At 73.1% G+C, this 24,393-nt stretch carries 19 protein-coding genes; 9 read left to right on the forward strand and 10 right to left on the reverse strand.

The features are described from left to right. Window positions 1-8 precede the first annotated feature (8 nt). Genes FHX44_RS24700 through FHX44_RS42870 form a run of 4 tightly spaced genes read left to right on the forward strand, consistent with a single transcriptional unit; the run spans window position 9 to window position 3,631 of the window. Window positions 9-998: a TauD/TfdA family dioxygenase gene (locus FHX44_RS24700; RefSeq protein ID WP_147257970.1), complete on the forward strand. Its 990-nt coding sequence runs from the start codon at window positions 9-11 to the stop codon at window positions 996-998. Further along, complete coding sequence (gene sbnB / locus FHX44_RS24705; protein WP_147257971.1) at window positions 995-2,020, forward strand: 2,3-diaminopropionate biosynthesis protein SbnB; 1,026 nt, start codon at window positions 995-997, stop codon at window positions 2,018-2,020. The genes FHX44_RS24700 and sbnB overlap by 4 nt, the downstream gene beginning before the upstream one ends. Before the next feature lie 35 nt (window positions 2,021-2,055). Beyond that, entirely contained in the window at window positions 2,056-2,793 is a 738-nt protein-coding gene (locus tag FHX44_RS24710; protein ID WP_147257972.1) for a DUF1775 domain-containing protein, read from the forward strand. 46 nt (window positions 2,794-2,839) lie between these two features. Further along, window positions 2,840-3,631 carry a hypothetical protein gene (locus FHX44_RS42870; RefSeq protein ID WP_212612630.1) on the forward strand — a complete coding sequence of 264 codons (792 nt, stop codon included), beginning with the start codon at window positions 2,840-2,842 and terminating at the stop codon, window positions 3,629-3,631. A 169-nt stretch (window positions 3,632-3,800) separates the two neighbouring features. Here the strand turns inward: FHX44_RS42870 and FHX44_RS24720 are convergent, their stop codons facing one another. The 5 genes from FHX44_RS24720 to FHX44_RS24735 all read right to left on the reverse strand — a co-directional run bounded on the left by FHX44_RS24720 (window position 3,801) and on the right by FHX44_RS24735 (window position 8,597). Then, window positions 3,801-5,141: a P-loop NTPase family protein gene (locus tag FHX44_RS24720; RefSeq protein ID WP_147257974.1), complete on the reverse strand. Its 1,341-nt coding sequence runs from the start codon at window positions 5,139-5,141 to the stop codon at window positions 3,801-3,803. 28 nt (window positions 5,142-5,169) lie between these two features. Then, the gene (locus FHX44_RS43890; protein WP_281287912.1) at window positions 5,170-5,298 is read right to left on the reverse strand and encodes a hypothetical protein; all 129 of its coding nucleotides are present in this window, start codon (window positions 5,296-5,298) and stop codon (window positions 5,170-5,172) included. A gap of 228 nt (window positions 5,299-5,526) precedes the next feature. Next, window positions 5,527-5,718 (reverse strand): DUF7455 domain-containing protein, encoded by a 192-nt coding sequence (locus tag FHX44_RS24725; protein ID WP_147257975.1) that lies wholly within the window; start codon window positions 5,716-5,718, stop codon window positions 5,527-5,529. Beyond that, complete coding sequence (locus tag FHX44_RS24730) at window positions 5,718-5,957, reverse strand: hypothetical protein (RefSeq protein WP_147257976.1); 240 nt, start codon at window positions 5,955-5,957, stop codon at window positions 5,718-5,720. The genes FHX44_RS24725 and FHX44_RS24730 overlap by 1 nt, the downstream gene beginning before the upstream one ends. A gap of 135 nt (window positions 5,958-6,092) precedes the next feature. Beyond that, window positions 6,093-8,597, reverse strand: coding sequence for an Hsp70 family protein (locus tag FHX44_RS24735; RefSeq protein WP_246170566.1), 2,505 nt, complete (start codon window positions 8,595-8,597; stop codon window positions 6,093-6,095). Between the two features lie 339 nt (window positions 8,598-8,936). Between FHX44_RS24735 and FHX44_RS24740 the strand changes: the two genes are divergently transcribed. From FHX44_RS24740 to FHX44_RS24760, 5 genes are all read left to right on the forward strand, one after another. After that, window positions 8,937-9,473, forward strand: a complete 537-nt coding sequence (locus FHX44_RS24740) for a sensor histidine kinase (RefSeq protein WP_170309031.1) — start codon at window positions 8,937-8,939, stop codon at window positions 9,471-9,473. Beyond that, window positions 9,464-10,129, forward strand: coding sequence for a response regulator transcription factor (locus FHX44_RS24745; protein ID WP_147257979.1), 666 nt, complete (start codon window positions 9,464-9,466; stop codon window positions 10,127-10,129). Before FHX44_RS24740 ends, FHX44_RS24745 begins: the two co-directional genes overlap by 10 nt. A gap of 110 nt (window positions 10,130-10,239) precedes the next feature. Further along, window positions 10,240-11,586 (forward strand): hypothetical protein, encoded by a 1,347-nt coding sequence (locus tag FHX44_RS24750; protein ID WP_147257980.1) that lies wholly within the window; start codon window positions 10,240-10,242, stop codon window positions 11,584-11,586. Beyond that, window positions 11,583-15,089, forward strand: a complete 3,507-nt coding sequence (locus tag FHX44_RS24755) for an ATP-binding protein (RefSeq protein WP_147257981.1) — start codon at window positions 11,583-11,585, stop codon at window positions 15,087-15,089. The genes FHX44_RS24750 and FHX44_RS24755 overlap by 4 nt, the downstream gene beginning before the upstream one ends. A gap of 10 nt (window positions 15,090-15,099) precedes the next feature. After that, window positions 15,100-16,398: an FAD-binding oxidoreductase gene (locus FHX44_RS24760; protein WP_147257982.1), complete on the forward strand. Its 1,299-nt coding sequence runs from the start codon at window positions 15,100-15,102 to the stop codon at window positions 16,396-16,398. 12 nt (window positions 16,399-16,410) lie between these two features. On the opposite strand, the gene FHX44_RS24765 is transcribed toward FHX44_RS24760, so the two are convergent. The 5 genes from FHX44_RS24765 to FHX44_RS24785 all read right to left on the reverse strand — a co-directional run bounded on the left by FHX44_RS24765 (window position 16,411) and on the right by FHX44_RS24785 (window position 24,089). Then, window positions 16,411-17,649: a molybdopterin molybdotransferase MoeA gene (locus tag FHX44_RS24765; RefSeq protein WP_147257983.1), complete on the reverse strand. Its 1,239-nt coding sequence runs from the start codon at window positions 17,647-17,649 to the stop codon at window positions 16,411-16,413. Then, window positions 17,646-20,561, reverse strand: a complete 2,916-nt coding sequence (gene fdhF, locus FHX44_RS24770; RefSeq protein WP_147257984.1) for a formate dehydrogenase subunit alpha — start codon at window positions 20,559-20,561, stop codon at window positions 17,646-17,648. The genes FHX44_RS24765 and fdhF overlap by 4 nt, the downstream gene beginning before the upstream one ends. Window positions 20,562-20,629: 68 nt before the next feature. Further along, window positions 20,630-22,378 (reverse strand): DUF4153 domain-containing protein, encoded by a 1,749-nt coding sequence (locus tag FHX44_RS24775; protein ID WP_246170567.1) that lies wholly within the window; start codon window positions 22,376-22,378, stop codon window positions 20,630-20,632. Then, complete coding sequence (locus FHX44_RS24780) at window positions 22,375-23,409, reverse strand: HAMP domain-containing sensor histidine kinase (RefSeq protein ID WP_147257985.1); 1,035 nt, start codon at window positions 23,407-23,409, stop codon at window positions 22,375-22,377. Before FHX44_RS24780 ends, FHX44_RS24775 begins: the two co-directional genes overlap by 4 nt. Beyond that, window positions 23,406-24,089, reverse strand: coding sequence for a response regulator transcription factor (locus FHX44_RS24785; RefSeq protein WP_147257986.1), 684 nt, complete (start codon window positions 24,087-24,089; stop codon window positions 23,406-23,408). The genes FHX44_RS24780 and FHX44_RS24785 overlap by 4 nt, the downstream gene beginning before the upstream one ends. Window positions 24,090-24,393: the final 304 nt, after the last annotated feature.

Genomic DNA, 24,393 nt, shown 5'->3' on the forward strand with positions numbered 1-24,393 from the left:
AGATCGCAATGTCGTCCCCACACCTGGCGCCACCGCTCGACGTCGAGCTGCGTCCCGGGCGGACCCCGCTCCTGCACGTCGAGCCCACCGCCGACGCCGCGGGCTGGACGGCCCAGCACCGGGACGGGCTGCGGGCCGTCGTGACGCAGCACGGCGCCGTTCTCGTCCGTGGCCTGGGTCTGCGGAACGCCGCCGAGGTCGCCGCCGTGTACCAGCGCCTCGGCACCGGCCTGATGGCCGAACGGGAGGCCTTCGCGCCGCGCCAGACCTACGTCGAGGGCATCTACTCCTCGACGAAGTGGCCCGCGAACCAGCCGATGTGCATGCACCACGAGCTGAGCTACACCCTCGAGGTCCCGTCGCTGATGCTGTTCGCCTGTCTCACCCCGCCGAAGGCCGGCGGAGTGACCGGCGTGGCCGACTCGTCGGCCGTGATGAACCAACTGCCCCCGGACCTGGTGCAGCGGTTCGCGCGTGAGGGGTGGATGCTCGTCCGCAACTACAACGACGAGATCGGCGCGTCCTACGCCGACGCGTTCGGCACGGACGACCGCGGCGCCGTCGAGGCCTACTGCCGGGCGAACGCGATCCAGTTCGAGTGGCGGCCGGACGGCGGCCTGCGCACCCGGCAGCGCCGCCACGCGCTGGTCGGACACCCCACCACCGGGCAGGCGTGCTGGTTCAACCAGATCGCCTTCCTCAACGAGTGGACGATGGACCCCGACGTGCACGAGTACCTGGTGGAGGCCTACGGCGCCGACGGCCTGCCGTTCACGACCTGCTTCGGCGGCGGCGAACCGGTCGGCGCGGACATCGTCGAGCTGCTCAACCGGGTTTACGAGGCGAACACCCTCCGCGAGCCCTGGCAGGCCGGTGACCTGCTGCTCGTCGACAACGTGCGGATGGCGCACAGCCGCGAGCCCTACGAGGGGGAGCGCGAGGTGCTCGTGGGCATGAGCGCACCGCTGCGCATGCCGGTGCCGGCGGGTGTCCAGTGACCGGCGTGCCGCCGTTCGCGGTGATCTCGGGTGCCCAGGTCCAGCGCGCGTTGCAGGGCCGGGAGAAGCAGGTCGTGGAGCTGGTCGAGGCCACCTACCGGCTGCACGGCGCCGGCGACTCGGTGAACCCACCGTCCTACTTCCTGCGGTTCCCGGACCGCCCGACCGCCCGGATCATCGCGCTTCCCGCGTCGATCGGCGGGCCGATCAAGGTGGATGGCCTCAAGTGGATCTCCAGCTTCCCGGAGAACGTCTCTGCCGGGATCCCGCGGGCCTCGGCCGTGCTGATCCTCAACGACCACGACACCGGCTACCCGTTCGCCTGTCTGGAGAGCTCGATCATCAGCGCCACGCGGACAGCGGCGTCGGCAGCCCTGGGGGCCGACCGGCTCACGCGGGGGCGGGCGCGTCCGGCGCGCATCGGGTTCGTCGGGACGGGCCTGATCGCCCGCTACATCCACACCTTCCTGGCCGGTACGGGCTGGACGTTCGACGAGATCGGCGTGCACGACCTGTCCGCCGACAGCGCGGCCGGCTTCCGCGCGCACCTGGAGCGGTCCGGGGTGGCGGGCCGCATCACCGTGCACGACACCGCCGAGGAGCTGATCCGGTCGTCCGACCTGGTCGTCTTCGCCACCGTGGCGAGCAAGCCGTACATCCACGACGTGTCGTGGTTCGCGCACAACCCGGTGGTGCTGCACGTGTCCCTGCGCGACCTCGCGCCGGAGATCCTGCTCGCGTCGACCAACATCGTCGACGACGTCGAGCACTGCCTCAAAGCCGACACCTCGCCGCACCTGGTCGAGCAGCTGACCGGCAGCCGGGACTTCCTCCACGGCACACTCGACGACGTCATGGCCGGGCGCCTGAGCGTGCCGGCGGACCGCCCGGTCGTGTTCTCGCCGTTCGGCCTCGGCGTGCTCGACCTCGCGGTGGGCAAGTACGTCTACGACGAGGTGGCCCGCTCCGGTGAGCTGCACGTCATCGACGGCTTCTTCCACGACCTGAGCCGCCACGGCTGACGGCTCGGCGGGCGCACTCTGCCTGGGGGGTACTCGTGCTGTCTGCCGCGCTGCGGCTCGTGGCGGTCCTGGTCCCGCTCGCGTCGCTGCTGGTGGGGGCCGGGATCGCCACTGCGGCGCCGGGCGGGTCCGGGCTGGTGATCGAGCCGGACCACGTCGAGCCCGGCGCCCGGGACGTCACGCTCGTCTTCCACATGACCGACGGCGCGGCGCCCGCCACCGGGTTCCGGCTGTTCCTGCCCACCGGGCGGCCGCTGGTCGGCGTCACGGCGCCGACCCCGCCCGGGTGGGCGGTGGAACTCACCACGACCGTGCTCCCGGGTCCCGCCCCGAGCGCGGACGGCCCCGTGACCGAGATCGTGTCGGCTGTCGCGTGGACGGCCACGGAGCCCCGGGCCGCCGGAGCGGTGGACTTCACCTTGCACGTGGACCTGATGCCGGAAGGGGCGGGTCCGGTCCGCTTCCGGGCGTCCCGCACGGACGCGGCCGGGAGCACGGTCGAGTGGACGGACAGCTGGGCCGAGGGCGGTCCGAAACCGGCGCACGACGCGCTGAAACTCGCCCTGGGCACCCCCCGACCCGCGCCGGTGGCGGCCGATCACGGCGACCACCACGGTAAGGCGATCGCCGTCCCCCCGCCGCCCCCGGCGACCCCAGCAGGCAAAGCGACAACGGTGACTGCGGTGCTGGCCGCCACAACGGCCCTGGTAATGCTCCTGAGGGCGCTGTCCCGCCGCCAACGCCGCCACCTGGACCGCAGTATGGAGCCGTAGTGCTGTCTGAGAAGGCTGAAAACCGCATTATGGCTCCATAGTGTGCTTGTGGATAGCCTGTGGATGGCTGTTTGACCTGCACTGGCTTCTGCTGCAGTTTGCTCTTGTGGCTCTTCCTCCGTTGCCTCCGCTGTTGTGTGGGTCCGAGGCCGTGGCATGCGGTGTACTCACGCGCGCCCAGCTGCGCGGAACCGGGGTGCGCAGGCTCTGCCGGGACGTCTACACGGCGTCCGGTACGCGGCTCACTCACGAGCTGCGCTGCCGCGCAGTCGCGATGGCGCTCCCGCAGGGCACCGTGATCACCGGTCGATCGGCCGCCACGCTGCGTGGAGTGCGCCTGTGCTGGCCGGAGGACGATGTTCAGGTCCTCGCGCCGCTGGAGGCGCGGCTCGGCCGACGCAGCGGTCTGGACGTTCGGCGGACCGCGATCGCGCCGGACGAATGGGAGCCGTGGTCGAATGGCCGGATCGCCACACCTCTCCGCATGGCCCTCGACCTGCTGCTCGCCCGCCCGCTGCCTGATGCGGTCGCAGACCTGGATGCCGTGCTGCGCGCCGGGAAGGTCGGGCGAGCGGCCGTTGCGCAGATGGTCGCGGAGCGGTCCGACAACGGGATCGTCCTCGCGCGCCGCGCCGTCGAGCTCACCGATCCGCGCGCCGAGTCGCTGCCGGAGTCGAAGATGCGTGTGCACCTCGTGCTGGATGGCCTCGACCCGTGCCCCAGTACTGGATCGAGGACACCGGCGGTCGCATCGCCCGCGTCGATCTCGCGCTCCCGAAGCACAAGCTCGCGATCGAGTACGACGGCGACTGGCGCGACGGCGAGTCGTGGGCGCTGAACCGCGACCGAGACCGCTTGAACCGCGTCCACGCGCTGAACTGGCGAGTGGTCTTCGTAACGGCCCCATTGCTACGCAACGTGCAAGGAATGCTGCAGACGGTACGAGCAGCAATCCCGAGCTGAGCACTATGGAGCCACAGTGCTGTTCTCGGCCCGTGGAAACAGCACTATGGCTCCATAGTGCGCCGGGTGCATTCGTCGCGTAGGTGTTGTTGGGTGCGGCGGAGACCGTCGCGGGTTGCCTTCGTCGCCACCAGGAGGAAGGCGTCGGCGTAGTGGCGGACGCGTGACTTCGCTCTCGTGCGGCTCGTCTCCAGCTGCCGCTTGCGTTCCCCGGTCAGGGTGGCGCCGCCCAGCAGGAGTGCGGTGGCGAGCGCGCCGGCCACGATCACCCACACCGGGAGGCTCACCCCCGCGAAGCGCGGCAGGATCAGCGCCATCATCAGGCCGCCGTACGCGGACATCACCAGGCTGCGGCTGCGCGTCGCGAGGGGACGGCGGACCCCTCTGGGTGCGTCGCGGGCCGGCAGGTGGCCGAAGAGGTCGGGCGGCTCGGCAGGTGCCGGCCGCGGCAACGGCTCTCCGCCGAGCTCCCGCTCCAGTGCCGCGGTGACCTCAGCGGTGCGGTCCGCCAGCAGCGCGACCGTCTGCTCGCCCTCGTACGCGAGGCGGGCGCGAAGCCAGGTGTCGAGGTCGTTCCAGTCCCGCCTGGGGTCGCTCGCCTCCACGACGCCCTCGGCGTCGGCGATCGCCGCGCGCACGCGGCAGCGCAGGTCGAAGTCCACGTCGGAGGACGCGGCGGCCATGCCGTCGGAGAGCACCTGCTGCCAGCGCGGGCGCTCGGGGCTCTTGCGGTCGGACGCGGTGCGAGGCCGGCGTCCGGCGGTGCGGGGCGAGGGAGGGACAACGGTCCGGCCGGTGTCGTGCGCAACCCGCTCGGCGATGTCGTCGAGGCGCCGGGCGAGCGCGGGGATGCCGGACGCAGCGGCGAGCGCGCGGTCGCCCGCGGCGACGGCCTGGCCGTGCACGTCGACCGACACCGCGAAGGGAGCGACGGCGGTGCCGGTGGCCCGCAACCGCTCGAGGTCGGCGTCGAGCACCTCCCGCCAGGAGGAGTGCCGGTCGATCGCGGTGACGGCGAGCAGGATGGTGGGGGAGCGGCGGCGCAGGGTGCGCACGAGGTCGAGCTCGGCGGCCCCGATCACGTGCGTGGCGGAGGCGATGAGCACGACGGCGTCGACCGCGGTGCCCAGCGGGCCGCCGGGGTGGTCTCCGGTGAACGTGACACGGTCGGACCCGGCGCTCAGCAGGGCGGTCGCGAGTGCGGTCCGGTCCTGCTGCGTGCCGCCGGCCACCTGCACGGTGATCGGGGTGGCCGCGTGGTGCCGAGACGCCGGGGGCCGGTCGGTGAGGTCCGACCGGCCTCCGGCCCGCGCTGCGCCGCTGGCCGCACCCGGGACGTCCTGAGGCGTCCGAGCTGCGGTCTCCGGCACGGGCTGCGCGTTCATGATCTCGGTCCGAGTGCGGTGGCGAGGATCAGGCGTACTCGTAGTCCTCGCAGTCCTCGTCCTCGTCCTCGTAGTCGACCTCCTCGAAGTCCTCCTCGTCCTCGTCCTCGTGCTCGTCCTCGAAGTCGACCTCTTCGTAGTCTTCGCAGTCCGACATGCTCTCCGCCTTTCGGTGGAAACGGGCCGCGGGACCGATTCCCGCAGTTTTTCTGCCCGGGAATAGAATGGCGAACGACGGGCGCCGAAAACATCGAGCAGACCCCACGACCCGGGGAGCTGGCACCCGCGCTCCCGTGGGGGACACCCCTCCTCCCGACGAGGCCGGACATGCAGCGAGCCCGGCCGCGCGGGGAGGCGACCGGGCTCGGGACGAGGCGTTGGTGGTTCAGGGTCCGGGGCTGAGGTCGGCACCGATCTCGCGCAGCCGCGGGGCGTGCGCACGGGCGTGGTGGCCGCAGAACAGGAGCTCCCCTCCGGCCGGCAGTAGCGCCCTGACCTGCGCTGCAGCGCCACAGCGGTCGCAGCGGTCGTGGCGGGTGAGCGCGGCGTGGACGGTGTGGGCGACGGCGGTGGTCATCACGCCGCCTCCGTCCCGATCAGCGCACGGCCGGACGCGGTGAGCAGGGCCGATCCCGTGTCCGAGGCAGCGGCGATCAGGCCGGCCTCGGTGAGACGGGACCCGGCGAACTGGTCGGCGAAATACAAACCGTCGACGACTAGTGCACCGCCGGCCGGGGAAATTCGGCACCGGCCGGCGGCGACGGCCCGGAGAACAGCACGATCACGATTGGTGAGGGGGGCGGCGGTGGTGCTCATCGTCGTTCTCCTTCCGGGCCGGAGTTTCCGTGACCCTTGAAGGATGCCCGCCGATCATGAGTTGATACATGACGGTGTCCCTACCAAACCAGAGGGGCGACCCGCCATTCTCGGGTGGGGTCAACCCCACCCGGCTCAGCCGGCGAGGTTCAGCAGGGTGAGCGTGCCGTCCTCGAGGTTCGTGACGTAGCCGGTGGTGCCGTCCGGGTGCACCGCGACGGACGTGGGCGATGCCCCGGTCGGGATGGTGGCGGTCACGGTCATCGTGTCGACGTTGATCACCGACACCGAGTTGTCCTCGACGTTGGCGGTGTAGGCGAACCGGCCGTCCGGTGCCCAGGTGATGTCCTGGGGCTTCTTCCCCACCGGGATCCTCGCCACGACCTGCTCGGTGCCCGTGTCGATCATCGTGACGGTGCTGGAGTCGTAGTTGACGTTGGCCACGAGCGGTCGCGTCGGATGCACCGCCACGCTGTGCGGGCTGGTGTCCACGGGTACCTCGGCGATCACGGTGTTGTTCGACATGTCGAGCACCGACACCACGTTGGACTCGTGGTTCGCGATGTAGCCGCGCGTGCCGTCGGTCGAGAACTCGATCCAGTGCGGGTTGGGGGCCACCGTGATCTCGGTCGTGACGGTGTTGGTCGCGGTGTCGATGACGGAGACCGTGCCCGAGTCGTGGTTGGGCACGTACAGCGACTTCCCGTCGCAAGTGACGGCGGCGAGGTACGGCCTGGTGCGCACGGGGATCGTGGCGACCATCGAGTTGGTGGTGGTGTCGAGCACACCGACGGCGGCGATCGTGCGGGCGTCGTTCCAGATGCTGACGTAGATGGTCCTGCCGTTCGGTGCGAACGACAGGAACTGCGGCGGGCCCGCCGCCACCGGGATCGTGGCCGTCACCCGGTTCACCGCGGTGTCGACGACCGTGACGACACCGGCAGCGCGGTTCGCGATGTAGGCCTGCCGCCCGTTGGGCGAGACGACGACGAATCCGGAGGTGGCTCCGGCCGGAACCGTGGGGCCCAGCGACGGCACCGGCACGCTCGACGCCGGAGCGGCGGCGGGTGACGGCGCTGCTGCCGGTGGCCCGGGCGCGGCTGCCGGAGGCTCCGGCACAGCCGCCGGAGGTGCCGGTTGCGCGGTGGGCGGCTGCTCGTCGGCCCGGAACTGATCGACCGCGACGTAACCGATCCCGCCGACCACGGCGAGCAGTGCGATCACCGCTGCCACGACGAGCAGAACGCGGTTCCGGCCGCTCCGGCTGCCGCCCAGAGGGGGTGGCGGCGGTGGACCGGGGGGTGGTCCGAACCCCGGTCGGCCTTGCGTCACGTCGGGAGCGCCCGATCGTGGACGATCGGATCCCGGGTGCCCGGCGGGCGCCGCCTGGTGCGGTGGAGCGCCCGTCCCGGCCACGGGGGGCGGTGTCATGCGCGTTGCCGCGAGCCCACCGCCCTCGTCGCGTTCCTGCGGGACCGCAGGTGCGCCGTGACCTCCCGCTGATGCGCCGGCCGGCGCATCAGCGGGAACGGCCTTCGGGAACTCGCCGACCGGCGTGGTCGGGGCCCCACCGGCCCCATCGCCGCGCACCGTGCCCCCGCCGACGCGCGCGAGGCCGGCGGCACCCAGGGCAACGGCGTACTTCGGGTGTGCGTCGACCACCGTCGGACGGCCGAGCTCCTCGGAGATCATTCGCGACACGAGTGGGATCCGTGACGATCCGCCGACCAGCAGCACGGCGGAGAGCTGGCTCGGCTCGACCTGGGCCGAGCGCAGCGTGCGAACGAGCGTGCCGATCGTGGACTCGACGGGGGCGCGGATCATGTCCTCGAACTCGGCCCTCGTCAGCCGCACGTCGAAATGTCGGTTGGGAAGGAACACCGGGATCGTCGTCTCGGTGTCGATCGAGAGCGCTTCCTTGGCCAGCACGCAGTCCTGGTTCAGCCGGGCCAGCGCGACGGCGGTCTGCGGGTCGCTCATGTCGAGCTCGCTGAGCGCACCGCCGGCCACGTAGTTGACGTGGGAGAGGATCGATTCGTCGAAGTCGACGCCGCCGAGGCGCTCGATCCCCTCGGGAACGCCGAGGATCTCGATGCCGCCGGCGTGCTTGCGCAGTACGGTGGCGTCGAAGGTGCCCCCGCCCAGGTCGTACACGGCGATGATCTCGCCGTCGGACAGCTGGCGGGACGCGGCGTAGTGGGCAGCCGCGGCCTCCGGCTCGGTGACCATCCGTGGTGCCGTGAGCCCCGCGATGTGGGGGACCTCGTCGAACAGTTCCCTCCGGAACGGCCCCCAGTTGGCCGGATGAGTGAGAACCACGCTGTCCGGCTTGATGCCCTCGGTCTCGGTGACCCGGGTGAGGACGTCGTGGAGCAGGGTGCCGAGCAGCACGGTGACCGCGTACGGCGTGCCCCCGAGCATCACCGGCGTCGGGTCGCCGAGGCGGCGCTTGAACTCGCGTCCGATCCGGTCCGGGCTGCTGACCGCCCGGCGGGCGGCGGCGTCGCCGGAGACGAGGGCGCCGTCCTCGCGCAGGTACACCACGGCGGGTGTCACCACCGAGCGGTCGCCGAGGGTGAACATCTCGACTCCGGTGTCGCTGGCCAGCGCGGCCGCGACGAACGTCGTTCCGAGGTCCACTCCGAGGTGATAGCCCACGTCTCCTCCCGAGAACGGCTCGTGTGCCCCGTCGCCGCCCGGGGGCCTGCTATTACCGTTCTGGCCGGATCCTGGGCGAACAAGGGGGACAGCCCTACCCGAGGTGGGGTGCACCCCATTCACTGATACATGGCGTCGCCGGACGATGACTGCATGATGCTCGAGCCAGCGCAGCGCGCCGGCGACGCTCCCCGCACCGCCTCCGAGCAGGGCCCGTCTCCTGAATCGCCGCGCCCCCCGGCGCCGTCCCCCGAACCCGTCACCCGACTCTCCGCCCCCACGAGGGAGGCCCGACTCCGCGCCGAACGTGAGCAGTGGTGGATGCGCCGCAGCGTGGAACGGCAGTTGCACGACGGCGCAGCACTGCGGATCTCCGCGCTCACGCTGCAGCTCGGGCTGCTGCGCCATCGTGCCGCGAAGGCCGAATGCGACCTCCATGCTCACATCGACGACTTCCAGAACGAGCTGCACGCCGTGCTGCAGGAACTGCGGGACGTCTCCAGCAAGATCTACCCCCCGCTGCTCGACGAGGCAGGCCTCGGGCCGGCCCTGCGTGAGGCGGCCGACCGGATGGACGTGCCGGTGCGGGTGGACGCCCCCGATGACCGGTTCGGACCCGCGGCCGAGGGCGCCGCCTACTTCGCCGTGGTCGGGTGCCTGGAGGCCCTTCCGGCCGGCACAGCCACTCTCGACGTCGTCGTGCGGCGGGAGGACCACACGCTCGCCGTGGACGTCGTCGGCGTCGAGGTGCGCCACGCCGACGCGATGCTGGGGGCCGTCCGGCGCCTGGACGGTGCGATCGACGTGGCGGGCGGACCGCACTTCGGCACTATCACTGTGAGGATCCCATGCGAGTAGCGCTTGCCGAGGACGGAGCTCTCTTCCGCGAGGGCCTGCTCATGCTCCTGGAGGCGGCGGGGCACGAGGTCGTGGGCAGCACCGCCGACGGCGACTCCCTCGTCAAGCTCCTGGCCGAGGAACCGGCGGACATCGCCATCCTCGACATCCGCATGCCGCCCGAGCCGGACGGCGGCCTGGTCACGGCGGAACGCCTGCGTGCCGCGCACCCGGACATGGGGCTGCTGTTCCTGTCCCACTACGCCGAGTCGCACTACCTGATGCGCATCCTGCAGATCGGGACGGAGGCCATCGGCTACCGCCTCAAGGAGAAGGTCGGGAGCGTTGACGTCCTCAGCGACACGCTCGCGCGGATCAGCAGCGGTGAGATCGTCATCGAGCCGGTGCTCGCCAGGCGGCTGGTGGAGCGTCCGCGCGGGGAGCGGAAGGGGGTCATCTCCACGCTGTCCGAGCGCGAGCTCGACGTGCTGCGTCTCATGGCGGAAGGCCGGTCGAACAACGGCATCGCCGGGCAGCTCTTCGTCACGCCGAAGGCGGTCGAGAAGCACATCGCCAACATCTTCGGGAAGCTGAACCTGCACGCCGACACCACTGAGCACCACCGCAGGGTGCTGGCTGTGCTCACCTACCTGCGCTCCCAGCGCGACGGCGACTGACGACCATCGATGGCTTCCCCTCGCCCGTCCGCCCGATTGGCCTGCGTCGCCGTGGCGCATAGCGTGACGAAGCTGGACCCGGACCCGATCAGGCGTGGATCGGGAGCACCATGAATCGGACGATCGTGGCGCGGTCGCTGCGGGCGTTGCTCGTCGCCTGCGGCGTGATTGTCGTGCTCGTCGTCGTGGTCGAATGGTCGGGCCGAGTGCTCGGGCCCGGCCCGCTCGAGATCCTGATGCCGTTCGTGGCCGTCGTTCTCGCCGCGCTCGGGCTCGGGGCCGTCCAGCCGCGGATCGATCGCGTCGTCGAACGACTCACCCACCACCGCGAGGTCACGCCGTACTCGTCGCTCGCGGCGGCCGCGGCGCGCATCCGGGCGGGAGCGCTGGAGCAGGCGCTGCCGGGGCTCGCGCAGGTGCTCGCCGACGGCACCGGCGCCACCAGGGCGGTCGTGTGGCTCGCCGTCGGCGACCGGCTGGTGGGAGCGGCGGAGCACCCGTCGCCGGGCTCCGAGAACCGGGCCGATGCCGTGGAGAACCTGGCGGTGCTGCTCGCTCGACCGGAAGTCGACCACGTCGTCCCCGTGCTGGACGGCACGGTCCTACGCGCGGCGCTCACGATCACCAAGCCCGGCGCGCCCATCACCCCCGGCGACAAGGAGCTCGTCCGGGACGTCGCCAACGGTGCCGCGCTGCTGCTGCGCGGCGTGGCGCTCAACGCCGAGCTCGCGGAGCGGGTGCGCCGCGCCGACGACCTCGCCCAGGAGCTGCAGGCATCGCGGCAACGCCTCGCGCGGGCGCGGGAGGTGGAGCGCAGGCGGCTGGTCATGGAGCTGGGCAACGCGACGAGCGTCCGGCTGGCTGCCCTGCGCAGCGACGTCGCGGCCGCCGGTGCCGAGCTCTGCCACACCCCCGAGGACGCGGAGTCGGTGCAGCGTGCGCTCACACGGGCCCGGGTCGCGCTCGACGAGCTCCTCGACCGGTTCCGCCTGATCGCCCGCGGCGTCTACCCGGCCGTGCTGCGCGACCAGGGGCCCGCGGCGGCCCTCGACGACGTCGCGGCCGACCTGGCCCGGCCGGTGCGGTTGACCGGCGGCCTCGGCGGTCGCCTGGACTACGAGATCGAATCGGGGGTCTACTACGTCGTCACGGCGGCTCTGGCCGCTCTCGCGGGTGGCGCGGGTGACGGTGAGCTGCACGTGCACCTCGACCGCGCGGACGGCACGGTCATGGTGCGCATCGAGGACCCGGCCGCGACCAAGAGCCCGGAGGCCCTCCGCGGCGCTCTCGCCGACGAGCGCGAGCGGCTCACGGCGCTCGGCGGTGACTTCACGATCACGGCGGACACCATGACGACCGAGGCGGCGGGAGGCTCGGTCGAGCTGTGCATCCGCCTGCCCGACCGGCTCGAGCCGGTCGTCGACAGCAGTGTCGGCGATGAGCTGAGGACACCATGACCGCCGTCGCGCGCCGTGTCCTCGCCGTCGCCGCCTTCTGGGCGCTCGTGGTCGCCTGCGCCGTGCTGTCACTGCTGTCGCTCGCCGCCGGCGCGGTCGGGTGGGCGGCGTCCCGGGAACCGCTGATCGGCTGGCTCGGTCTGCAGGGTGTCCTCGACTACGGCCTCAGCGTGCTCGCGCTCGTCGCCGCGGGTGTGTTGGTCGCCGGCAGGGACAAGAGCTGGTCGAGCCGGCTGCTGCTGCTCGCGATGGTCGCGTCGGCCGGGGCCTTCAACGTGCAGGCGATTGCCGTGGTCATGGTGGTCGACGTGGCGACGGGCCTGCAGATCGGCCTGTTCCACCAGGAGTTGCTCCCGGCGATCGCGGTTGCGGCCTACGTCCTCGCGTTGCTGGTCTTCCCGCCCGAGCGCGAGCCCGGCGCCGTCCGGTCGGCCCGCACCGCACTGGTACTGGCCGGTGCCGGAGCGCTGCTGCTGGCCGGGTTCGGCTCCGTACTGCTGTCGCCCATCGTGAGCTGCGTGCTGTTCTTCGGGTTCCTCGGGCCGGTCGTCGGTGTCATGGTCCTGCCCAGTCAGATCAGGACCGCCCCGACGGCGACGGCGCGCACGCAGGCGCGACTGCTGTTCAGCGTGGTCGCGGTCGCATCCGCCATCGCGATCGTCCTCGCCGTGATCACGATCCTGATGTGGACGACCGGCTGGGGCAGCTTGCTCCTCCTGGCGGACCCGACCGCCGAGGCGAGCGGCGAGCCGACCGCGCTGCTGTTCTGGTTCTCCCGGCTCGCCAGCATCGCGATCGCGGGTGCGGTGTTCGTCGCGACCCGGCCCGGTGGTTTGTGGAACGCAGAGCGCCTGTTCAGCCGCGGGCTGGCGGCGGGGCTGACAGCGGCGCTGATCGGAGGCGGCTACTGCCTGGTGCGCACCAGCACGGCGGGTCTGCTGCTCGAGGACGGCGTGCTCCTCTCCGCCGTGCTCGCGACCGTCCTGGCGGCGGTGACGCTGCGTCCTGCCTACGTGCGGGTCGAACGGTGGACCGATCGGCTCCTCTTCGGCACCCGGCCCACCCCGTACAGCGTGCTCGCCGGGGTCACGGCGCTCTCCCGCGTCACCGCGACCGACGCCCCGGACCTGGCGCGCGTCGCGGAGGCCGTCGGGCGCGGGCTGGGGGCCGCCACCTGCCGGCTGACGGTCACCCGGCCCGGGCTGCGCGACCGCAGCTACACCTGGGCCGAGGGGGAGGCGCGCGATCCGGACGAGCTCGTCCAGGTGGTCGTCCGCCACGGGACGGAGGCCATCGGCACGCTCGCGGTGGACTACGCCGCCGTCGCGGGTCTGCAGGAGCAGCGGCAGCACCTGCTGGAGGACGTCGCCGACAGCCTCGGCGCCGTGTTGCAGGCGAGCCGGTACGGCATCGAGCTGGAGCGGCAGCTGCGGGCTGCCCTCGCGCACGCGAGTGAGATCGCCGCGTCGCGGCGTGCCGTCGTCGCCGAGATGGACGGGGAGCGGCGGCGCATCGAGCGAGACCTGCACGACGGTGCGCAGCACCACCTCGTGTCGCTGCGGCTCGCGCTCGGCCTGGTGGAGCACCAGGTCTCCACGGCCCAGTTCGGCAAGGCGCGGGCGCGGCTCGAGCAGGTCAGCGATCAGATCGACGTGGCGGAGTCGATCCTCGCGGAGACCGCCATGGGGGTGTCGGCGCCGCTGCTGGCCGAGTTGGGGCTCCTCAGGGCGCTGGAGAAGGAGCTGGCGGGGGGCGAGCCACCGGTCGCGGTGGATGCGAGCGGCGTGGCCGGGGACGGCCGGTTCTCCCACGATGTGGAGTCGGCGGTGTATTTCAGCTGCCTGGAGGCCGTGAACAACGCGCGCAAGCACGCGCAGGGGGCCACGATCGGTGTGCGCCTGTACACCGAGGACGGCCACCTGCGCTTCGTCGTGCAGGACGACGGTCCGGGTTGGGACCAGAGCCGCGCGACCGGGTCGCCGGGGCGGGGCCTGCGCAACGTCACCACCCGGATCTCCACCGTCGGCGGACGGATCGACGTCCGGTCCGCTCCCGGGCAAGGCACGACGGTGGACGGCTCGGTGCCCCTTCCGCAGCCGTCCGCGACGTCGACCGGTGGCCCGTCCCCCGTCGCGGCGGCCGCCGGGAACCGTCCGGCTGCTCCGGACGTCGCCGCCGAGGCGACCCATCCCCTCATCGACCAGGTACGCGACGCCGTCCGGGAGGCACGAGACCGCTACCGCAGCACCCCACGCGCCGATGCCGTGGGCGTGCTCGCAGAGCGACTCGACGCGCCGCTGCGGATCGGGGTGTCGGGCGACGGCGCGGCGTCGGTGGCGCTACGGCAGGCCCTCGCGGCACTCGGCCCGGACGGGACACCGGGCGATGCTGCGCTGATCGATGTCGCGGTACCGGCGGGACGCCCGGCGCCGCATGCCGATGCTTTCGTGGTGCTGCTGCGCCGTGACGCCGGCGGCAACGTGCTCCTGCCCGATCAGCCCTTCGGCACGGCGTGGCATCGCTCTGCTCACGCGATCGGGGCGCTCCTGGTCGACGGGCCGGTGGACGAGGCCGCGCAGCGGGTGGCGGTCGCGTGCGCGGCGGGGCCCGAGGTGCGGCAGCTGTGCCATGTCGTCGTGCCCGTGGCACCTGCGTTCGCGCGGGCGGGTGAACGGTTGTCCGACGAGCAGTTCCGCATCCTGCAGGTCCGGGCGGAGGGCGGGTCCGCGGACGGCGGCTTCGACGACGACATCGCGGAACCGTTGGGCGAGGCGGCGACCGTTCCCGTGGCGGCTGTCGGCTCGGGCCCGATCCGGGCCGACGGCCGTCGCGCCGTCCCGGCCGGTCGCGGCGCGGGTGCTCCGGCGTTCGTCGTGCCCGCAGCTGATGTCCCCGAGCGGGAGCGGCCGGTCCCGTTCGAGCGTGCGGCCGTGCGGTTCGCCGTCACGGAGATCCGGTCCGGGCGAGCCCCGACCCGGGAGGCGCTCGCTGCCGCGCTCGAGCAGGGCAGCGGGCTGCCCAGGCTGCGCGAGCTCATGGCGGAGCGGCTGACCCGGCGCGCGGATGCGGTCAAGTCACGCGGGGTGTTGCTCGCCCTGGAGGACCTGGTGCGGCACGAGCCGCCACCCGTGGGTGGCGACGGGCTGCGCTATCGGCTGGACCGGATCCGTTCCAGGGCGTTCGAGCTGACCGAGCTGGACGTGGTGGACGCGGTGCGGGCGGGAGAGCTGGACCTCCCGGACAGCGAGCGCCGAGCAGTCGAGCGGCTGCTCGGCGCGGCGGGAGCGGACCCTCGGACGCGGCTCGGACTCGCGCCGGATGCGGCGCAGCAGGAGGTCGCGCATGCGGCGGCCGAGCAGCTGGCCAGCTGGCAGCGTCGCGCGGCCAACCCGCTCACCGGGGTCGAGCTGCGGAAGGCGGCCGCCGTGCTCGTCCAGACCTGCGAGCGGCTGATCGTCGGCAGCGACCATTTCCGGACAGGTCCTGTCCGGAAGGGTCCGTAGCGTCGGCTGCATGAAGGGGATCGAGAACGTGAAGGGGCCGGTGTTCCGGCCCGAGGACGGTGGGTTCGACGGGGAGCTCGCCGGGTACCAGGCCGCCCACCCGCACCGGCCGGACCTCGTCGTCGGGGCGGAGACCGCCGACGACGTGCAGGCCGCGGTGCGGTACGCCGCCGACCACGGGCTGCCCGTCGCGGTGGAGACCAGCGGCCACGGGCGTGCGGTGCCGCTCACGGGCGGCGTGCTGATCAGCACGCGGCGGATGGACGGGGTCCACATCGACCCGGTGACCCGCGTGGCACGGGTCGAGGCGGGCACGCGCTGGGCGCAGGTGGTCACGGCGGCGGCCGCGCACGGCCTGGTGCCGCCCAGCGGCTCCTCGCCCGAGGCCGGTGTGGTCGGCTACACGCTCGGCGGCGGCATCGGTGTGCTGGCCCGCGAGCTGGGATGGGCGAGCGACCGGGTCCGCACGATCGACCTCGTCACCGCCGACGGCCTGCTGCGTCGCGTCACCGCCGATTCGGACCCGGAGCTGTTCCGGGTGCTGCGCGGGGCCGGGCACGGCCTCGGCGTCGTGACGGCGATGGAGATCGAGCTCGCGCCGGGCGACCGCATCTACGGCGGCGCGTTGTCCGTCGCGGGCGAGCACGTGCGCGCCCTGCTGGGCGCGTACCGGGAGTGGACGGCCGACCTGCCCGACGGGCTCACCTCGTCGATCGGCGCGCTGCCCTACCCCGACCTGCCGATGGTGCCGGAGCACCTGCGCGGACGGTACGTCGCGCAGGTGCGGATCGCCTGGACCGGCTCGGCGGCGGAGGGGGAACGGCTCGTCGCACCCCTGCGCGCGGCCGTGCCGACGACGGGATCGCTCGGCGAGCTGCCGTACACGCAGGCAGCGACGATCTTCAACGAGCCGGACCAGCCGCACCCCTACACCGGCACGAACGCGATGCTGCGCGAGCTCGACCCGGCCGTGCTGGACGCGGCGCTGGACATCACCGGGCCCGACGCGCCGGTGATGTGCGTGCTGGGACTGCGACACATGGGTGGTGCACTGGCCCGCCCGCCCGCCGTGCCCGACGCCGTTGCGCACCGCGACGCCCCGTACCTCCTGCAGATCCTCTCGCTGGTCGACGGCACCGACGTGCCCGGCCGCCTGCACCGCGAACTGATGGACGCGGTGGCCCCGTGGACGGCGGGCCGCACGCCGAACTTCCGCTTCGGCGAGCAGGCCGCGAAGGACTGGCCGATCGAGGTGGCAGGCCGCGCGGAGCTGGCGGCGGAACGGGATCCGAAGGGCCTGTTCCAGTAAGGCAGGAACACGTCAGCGGTAGAGGGTGACCTCTACCTCCGTCCCGGCGTCCAGGCCCGTCGCCGGTTCCGGAACCACCAGGTAGCCGTCCGCCCGGGTTAGGACCGACAGGAGAGCCGATGGGCCGAAGATCGGCTCCGCCTCGCCGTCCCGCAGTGCGACCTGGACGACGTCCAGCCGTCCGGCGGCCGAGGGCAGGTCGCGGGCGAGGCGGGCGCGGGTGGACGGCTCGGGAGGCGGGGCGGCGCACCCGGCCAGCCGCCACACCAGCGGCACCCCGACCAGCCGGAACACCACCAGCGCCGACAGCGGGTTGCCGGGCAGGCCGACGACGGGCACGCCGGAACACTCGGCGAGCAGGGTCGGTTTGCCCGGCTTGATCGCGAGGCCGTGGCACCAGACGTCGCCGAGCGCGGCCACGGCGCCCGCGGTCTCGTCGCGGGCGCCCACCGATGAGCCCGCGGAGACGACCACGAGGTCGGCCCCGGGAAGGACCTCCTGCAGCCGGGCCCGGAGTGCGCCCGGCTCGTCGGAGACGATCCCGGCGATCACCGGTTCGCCCCCCGCGTCCCGGACGAGGCCGGCCAGGGCGGGGGCGGTCGCGTCGCGTACCTGGCCCGGCAGGAGCGTCGCCGTGTCCGGCGGCACCACCTCGTCGCCGGTGGAGAGGATCACCACCCGCGGCCGGGCGTGCACCGGCACCGTGGTGACGCCCGCCGCCGCGAGTAGTCCCAGGTCGGGGGCGCGCAGCGGTCGCCCGCCCTTGACGAGCGCCGCGCCCGCCGCGACGTCCTCGTCGGCGCGGACGATCCCGCTGCCCGGCGCGACCGGCCGGGTGACCTCGATCGTGCCGGGCATCGTCTCGGCCGTGTTCTCGACCATCACCACGGCGTCGGCACCCTCGGGCAGGACGCCGCCGGTCGGCATCCCGACCGCCCCGCCCGGCCGCACGGCCACCGTCGGCGCCTCGCCCATCCGCACCGCACCCAGCAGGTCGAGGTAGGAGGGCAGGGACTCGGACGCACCGTAGGTGTCGGCGGCGCGCACCGCGTAACCGTCGACGGTGGAGCGGGCGAAGCCGGGCAGCGGCCCCGTGGCCGGGACGGCGCCCGCCGGCACCCGGTGCAGGGCGTCGGCGAGCGGCACGCCCCCCACCGCGGTGCGCCGGGCGGGCCGGAACCCGGCGAGGGCCTCGGCCACCGTGCGCGCAGTGAAGAACTCCCTGCCCGCGGGCCGGGGCCCAACCTTCACAGGGCCTCGACCTGGACCGCGCAGAACTTGAACTCCGGGATCTTGCCGAAGGGGTCGATCTCGTCGATCGTCAGCAGGTTGGCCGCCGCCTCCCGGAAGTGGAACGGGATGAAGACGTTGCCCAGCTGCTCGCGGTGGCTCACCCGCACCAGGAGCTCGATCGAGCCGCGGCGCGAGCGCACCCGCGCCCGCTCCCCGTGGACGAGGCCGCGGTCGGCGGCGTCCTTGGGGTGCATGTAGACCTCGGCGACGGGCGAGATCGCGTCGAGCGCGAACGACCGCCGCGTCATCGACCCGGTGTGCCAGTGCTCGAGCAGCCGCCCGGTGTTGAGCACCATCGGGTACTCGGCGTCGGGCAGCTCCTTGGCCGGCAGCCACTCGGCGGGCACGAGGTGGGCGAGACCGTCCTCGGTGTTGAACCGCTCGTCGAACATGACGACCGTGCCGTCGGTGTGCTCCGGGTCGGCGTTCGGGTAGAGCTTGCCGGAGGCGCCCAGGTTGTCCCACCGCAGGTTCGCGTACGACGGCATGAGCTCGACCATCTCGTCGAACACGTCGCTCGGGCTCTCGTACTGCCAGTCGAGCCCGACGCGCCGCGCGATGTCCTGCACGATCTCCCAGTCCGGACGGGCCTGGCCCGGCGCGTCGAGGACCTTGCGCCCGAGCTGCACCCGCCGGTCGGTGTTGGTGTAGGTGCCGTCCTTCTCCAGGTAGGAGGTGGCGGGCAGGATCACGTCGGCGAACTCGGCGGTCTCGGTGAGGAAGATGTCCTGCACCACGAGGAAGTCGAGCGCGGTGAGCGCCTTGCGCACCTTGTTGATGTTCGGGTCGGACAGGAACGGGTTCTCGCCCAGCATGTACATGCCGCGCACACCGCCGGGCTCCAGCGCCGACTTGACGATCTCGGTGACCGTCAGCCCCCGATTCGGGTCCAGCTGCGTGCCCCACGCCTGCTCGAACCGCAGGCGCGTCGCCTCGCGGTCGACGCCCTGGTAGTCCGGGTAGAACATCGGGATCAGCCCCGCGTCGGACGCGCCCTGCACGTTGTTCTGCCCGCGCAGCGGGTGCAGGCCCGTTCCGGGCCGCCCGACATTGCCGGTGATCGAGCACAGCGCGATGAGGCAGCGCGCGTTGTCGGTGCCGGTGGTGTGCTGGGAGATCCCCATCCCCCAGTAGACGACGCCCGCGCGGGCCTCTCCCCACAGCCGCGCGACCTCGCGGATCGTGTCGGCGTCGACCCCGGTGATCTGTGCGGCCCGCTCCGGCGGGTACTCCGCCACCGTCCGGGCGAGCGCGTCGTAGTTCGACGTCCGGTTGGCGATGAAGTCGCGGTCGATGTTCCCGTTCCGGATCACCTCGTGCATCAGCGCGTTGTAGAACGCGACGTCGGTGCCGGGCTTGAGCTGCACGAACACGTCGGCGTGCTCGGCGACGGTGGACGCGCGCGGGTCGACGTAGATGATCTTCGTGCCGCGGCGGCGGGCCTGTTTGAAGAACGAAGACGCGACGGGGTGGTTGGCGGTCGGGTTGGAGCCGGTGATGATCACGACGTCGGCGTTGATCACGTCGCCGTACGTGGTGGAGACCGCGCCGGAACCGACCCCTTCGAACAGCGCCGCCACGCTCGATGCGTGGCACAGCCGCGTGCAGTGGTCGACGTTGTTGGTGCCGAACCCGGTGCGGATGAGCTTCTGGAAGAGGTAGGCCTCCTCGTTGGAGCACTTCGCCGACCCGAAGCCTGCGATCGCGCCCGGTCCGCCCTCGGCGTGGATCTCCTTCAGGCGCCGGGCGACGAGGTCGAGCGCCTCCTCCCAGGTGGCCTCGCGGAAGTGCGGCAGCACCTCGTCGTAGTCGACGAGCCCGCCGGGCTTGCGGCCCCGGTCCTTGCCCGGCCGGCCGTCCGGCCTCATGCCTCCGCCGCTGCGATCGCCGCCCGCCCCTGCGCGGCCCCGGTCGTTGTAGCCGTTCCCGTCACCGCGGACGTCAGCCGACAGCGCGCCCTTCGGGTACGAGGAGTCCTTGCGGATCAGCGGCACCGTGAGCCGCTGGGGCGAGGCGGCGTAGTCCCAGCCGTAGCGGCCCTTCACGCACAGCCTGCTCTGCGAACCCGGCTGGTCGCGGCCCTCGGCGAAGACGATGGCTCCGCGCTCGCGGTCGACGTTGTAGGTGAGCGCGCACCCCACACCGCAGTACGGGCACACCGACTCGACCTGGTCCAGCTCCTCGCGCGGCCGGATCGGGATGCCGCCGATCGGCTTGTTGGTCAGGGCGCCGGTGGGGCAGGCCTGCACGCACTCCCCGCACGTGACGCACGAGCTCTTGCCCATCGGGTCGTTCAGGTCGAACGCGATCCGCGTGGAGTAGCCCTTGCCGGAGCGGCCGATCACGTCGTTGCCCTGCACGTCGTCGCACGCCCGCACGCAGCGGTCGCACAGGATGCAGGCGTCGTGGTCCACCGCGATCACCGGGTTCGACAGGTCGGTGCCGCGCCCCGACCCGCGGGGCAGCGTGTCCTGCCCGACGCCGTAGCCCTCGGCGAGGTCGAACAGGAGGTTGTCCCGCGTGGTCGTGTGCTTGCGGTCCTCCTCCGGTGCGGGCTGGTCCGACATCAACATCTCGGTCAGCACCGCGCGCGAGCGCTCGACGTCGGGTGTGGCGGTCTGCACCTGCATCCCGTCCTCGCACGGCCGCACGCACGCCGCGGCGAACGCGCGCCCGCCCGTGTCGACCACGCACATCCGGCACACGCCGACCGGGTCGTACCGCTCGTTGTGGCACAGCACCGGGATGTCGACCCCGACCTGCTTCGCCGCGTCGTAGATCGTGGTGCCGTCCGCGACGGTGGTTTCCGTGCCGTCGATCGTGACGGTGATGGTGCGGACCGCGGTTGACGGTTCCTGGACGGCGGTCATCAAGCTCCCCATTCAGCAGCGAACGCGGTGAAACCCGAGCCTAGTTGACCGCGCCGCGTCTGGGAGCCTCAGCAGCGCATCGAGGCGAGCACCTCGCGCGCGATGGTGCGGGACGCGTTCCAGCCCGTCCAGCTCTCCTCCGGTACGGCCGTGCGGGCGGCGATGCGCGGGAGGACCTCGCAGCGCTGCTCCTCGGGGAGCCGGGAAAGGGCCGGCACGGCGTCGGCCGAGAGCGTGCCCAGGTACCAGGTGTCGAGCTGCCCGGTCGTCGCGTACCGGTCGACGTTGTAGTCCGCCACGAACCCGTCGGGGTTGATGGCCGCGAGCGCGAGCAGCGCCACGACCCCGGCGGCCGCCATCTCGCGCACCACCGGCCGGGCCCGCAGCCGCAGCACCGCCACGAGCACGAGCACGAAGCAGACGCCGAGCCACAGCTCGCAGGTCAGCACCACGAGCCGGAGCGTCGTGAAGCCGTAGGCCTCCTGGTAGAGCCACATCCGGCGCAGCGCCGACGCGACGATCACCAGCGTGAGCCCGGCCAGCGCGGCGAGCAGGCTGCGCTTCCAGACGCGGTCCGCCCCGGTGGGGGCGGGCGCGTACCGGGAGGCGAGCAGCACGACGCCCAGCGCGAGCACGGTGACCGCGAGCAGCTGCCAGAACCCGCCGCGGGCGTACTCGGCGTAGGTGAGGCCGGTGGTGCGCTGCACGTAGTCGTCCGAGCCGAAGAGCGCGGCGAACTGCACGCCGACGAACAGCCCGAAGAGCGCCACCAGCAGCCCGACCGGCAGGGCCCACTCCACGCGGCGCAGCCGCGCCGGGCCGCTCGCGCGGGGGCCGGGCGGCGGGGGCGGTGCCATCAGCAGGAACCCGGCGCCCAGCACCGCTCCCGCGCCGAGCGTGAACAGCACGGCCCGCGCCACGCCGGAGTCGTCGACGGTGGGAACCAGGTCGTCCAGGAGCCGGGCGAACGCCGGATCGGCCGAGGCGAGCAGCGGCGCGAAGACGGCCACGAGGCACAGCCCGGCGGCGCCCGCCACCACGGTGCGCGCGCCGTGCCCGCCCGCGCCCTGCCGCGCGGCCCACAGCGCCTTCCCGGCCCACGGGAGCGCCCGCATCGCGGCCAGCGGAACGGCCATCGCGCTGAAGACGAGGCTGCGGAAGTTCCGCCCCGCCACCGCGATCGACGCCGCGCACGGGGCCGCGAGCAGGCAGAGCGCGATCAGCCAGTCCGCGTCGCGGACAGCGGCGACCCCGACCAGCCCGACGGCGGCGAGCCCCCAGGCCCCGTCGACCGCGTACGCGCGCAGCGCGTGCGGGGTGGGGTCGAGACGATGCGCCTGCCGCACCACGGCCACCACGAGGACCGCGGTCACGGCCGCGGCGACGAACCACCCGATCCCCGGCCGCTCGAGCGGCAGCACGACCGCTGTGGTGAGCCCGGCCGCGGCGGCCGCCCCGAGCAGCAGCCGGGTGGGCGGCGTGGCCGGCCCCCGCCAGTGGGGGAAGAACAGGGGCTCGCCGACGGCCGGCGGCGCGCCCGCGCCGACGGGTGCCATCGGCGGCGTCGCGGTGGCGACGGGCGCCCCCTGCGGTGCCCAGGGCTGCGCTGTCCAGGGCTGCTGTGTCCAGGGCTGCTGTGCCCACGGCTTGGGGGCCTGCTGCTGCTGCAACTCCGGCTGCTGCGAGTTGGGCTGCTGCGAGTTGGGCTGCTGCGAGTCGGGCTGCGCGAGCTCCGGCTGCGGCGCGTCCGAGGGTGAGGGCTCCGCCTGCGGCGCGGGTTCCGGCGGCGTCCCGGGGCCGCCCGGTGTCCCGGTCACGACCGCCCCGGGAGGGTCACGCGGATGCGGCAGCCCGGGTGCCCGTTCGTCCCGGGTCCGTCGACGACGGCGATGCGCCCGCCGTGCAGGTCCACGACCCACCGGGCGATCGCGAGCCCCAGCCCGGTGCCCCCACCCACGGCCCGTTCCCCGCGCGTGAAGCGGTGGAACACCCGGTCCCGCTCCTCCGGGGCGATCCCCGGCCCCTCGTCCCGAACCTCGAGCACGAGCTCCCCTCCCTCTCGACGCCCCACGACGTGGACGTCCGTTCCCGGTGGCGCGTGCCGCGCCGCGTTGTCGAGCAGGTTGACCACGACCTGGTGCAGGCGGTTGGGGTCGGCGCGCACGGAGAGCTCCGGCGGCGCGACGTCGAGCCGGAAGCCGACGTCGCGCCCGGCCACGCCGGCAGCCACCCGCGCCTCGGCCACCGCCTGGTCCAGCATCGGCGTGAGCTGCACGAGCTCCGGCTGCAGCGTGAGTGCGCCCGCGTCGATGCGGGACAGGTCCAGCAGCTCGCCGACGAGCGTGCCGAGCCGCTCGGTCTGCGCGAGCGCGGTGCGCAGGGTGGCCGGATCCGGATCCGCCACGCCGTCCGCGACGTTCTCCAGCACGGCCTGCAGCGCCGCGATCGGCGTGCGCAGCTCGTGCGAGACGTTCGCGATGAGCTCGCGGCGCTGCTGGTCGGCGGCCGCGAGGTCGGCGGCCATCCGGTTGAACGCCGTGGCGAGCCTGCCCACCTCGTCCTGCGAGGTGGCGCGGACCCGGCGGGTGTAGTCGCCCTGCGCCATCGCGATCGCCGCTGCCGTCATCTCGCGCAGCGGCCGGGTCATGCCGTGGGCGAGCACCTGCGCGGTGAGCAGCACGATCGCGATCGCGACGAGCATGGTGGCCATCGGCGGCAGCCAGCGGTACTCCAGCCACAGGTACACCGCACCGGCCGCGCCGGAACCCAGCAGCAGGATGCTGATCTTCAGCTTGATCGACCGCAGCGGGTCGAGCGGGCGGGGCAGCAGGTCGATCAGGTGTCTCACCGGGGCACGTCCAGCGCGTAGCCAACCCCGTGCACGGTGCGGATGAGGTCGGCTCCGAGCTTGCGCCGCAGCGCCTTGACGTGGCTGTCGACGGCGCGGGTGCCGGTGGCGTCGGCCCAGCCCCATACTTTCGCGAGCAGCGTCTCCCGCGGGTGCACGGTGCGCGGCTGGCGGGCCAGGTGCACGAGGAGGTCGAACTCGGTGGGCGTGAGGTGGGCCGGCTCGCCGCCGCGCAGCACGCGCCGCTCGGCCGGGTCGATCTCCAGGTCGCCGAGCACGATCCGGGCCGTGCCCTGGTGCGCGGCGGCGCGGTCGACCCGCCGGAACAGCACCCCGACCCGCGCGGCCAGCTCGCGGATCGAGAACGGTTTGGTGAGGTAGTCGTCCGCGCCGACGGCGAGGCCCACCAGCAGGTCGGTCTCGGTGTCGCGGGCGGTCAGCATGAGCACGGGGATCGGGCGGCGGGCATGGATGCGGCGGCACACCTCGAGCCCGTCGAAGCCGGGCAACATGACGTCCAGTACGACCAGGTCGGGCTCGCCCGCCTCGAACCGCGCAATCGCCGACGGGCCGTCGTGCGCCACGTCGACCGTGTACCCCTCCGCCCGCAGGCGGGCCACGATCGACCCGGCGATCGTCGGCTCGTCGTCCACCACCAGCACCCGCCGCCCCCCGCTCATGGCGCCGAATCTAGGCGCCGCCTGTGGAGGGGAGAGGTCGGCGATGTGGAGATTGTGTGGAGGACTCCGGCCCCCGTCTCGGCTCACGCACCCCGTTCCCGCTCATGCGCCCGACCGAGTGGGTGCGCCGGCGGAGATGGGGTGCCGCGGCTGAGACGAGGTGCGCCGCCGGGGACGCGGTGCGTCGCGGTGCGGCCGCGCGGGGGCTCGCACCTTGTCTCCGCTCGTGCGCCCCGGTTCTGCTCATGCGCCTGGTCGAGGGCGCGCGGCGGCGGAGATGGGGTGCGCCGCAGGAGACGGGGTG

Source organism: Pseudonocardia hierapolitana, assembly GCF_007994075.1.
Classification (GTDB): Bacteria; Actinomycetota; Actinomycetes; order Mycobacteriales; family Pseudonocardiaceae; genus Pseudonocardia; species Pseudonocardia hierapolitana.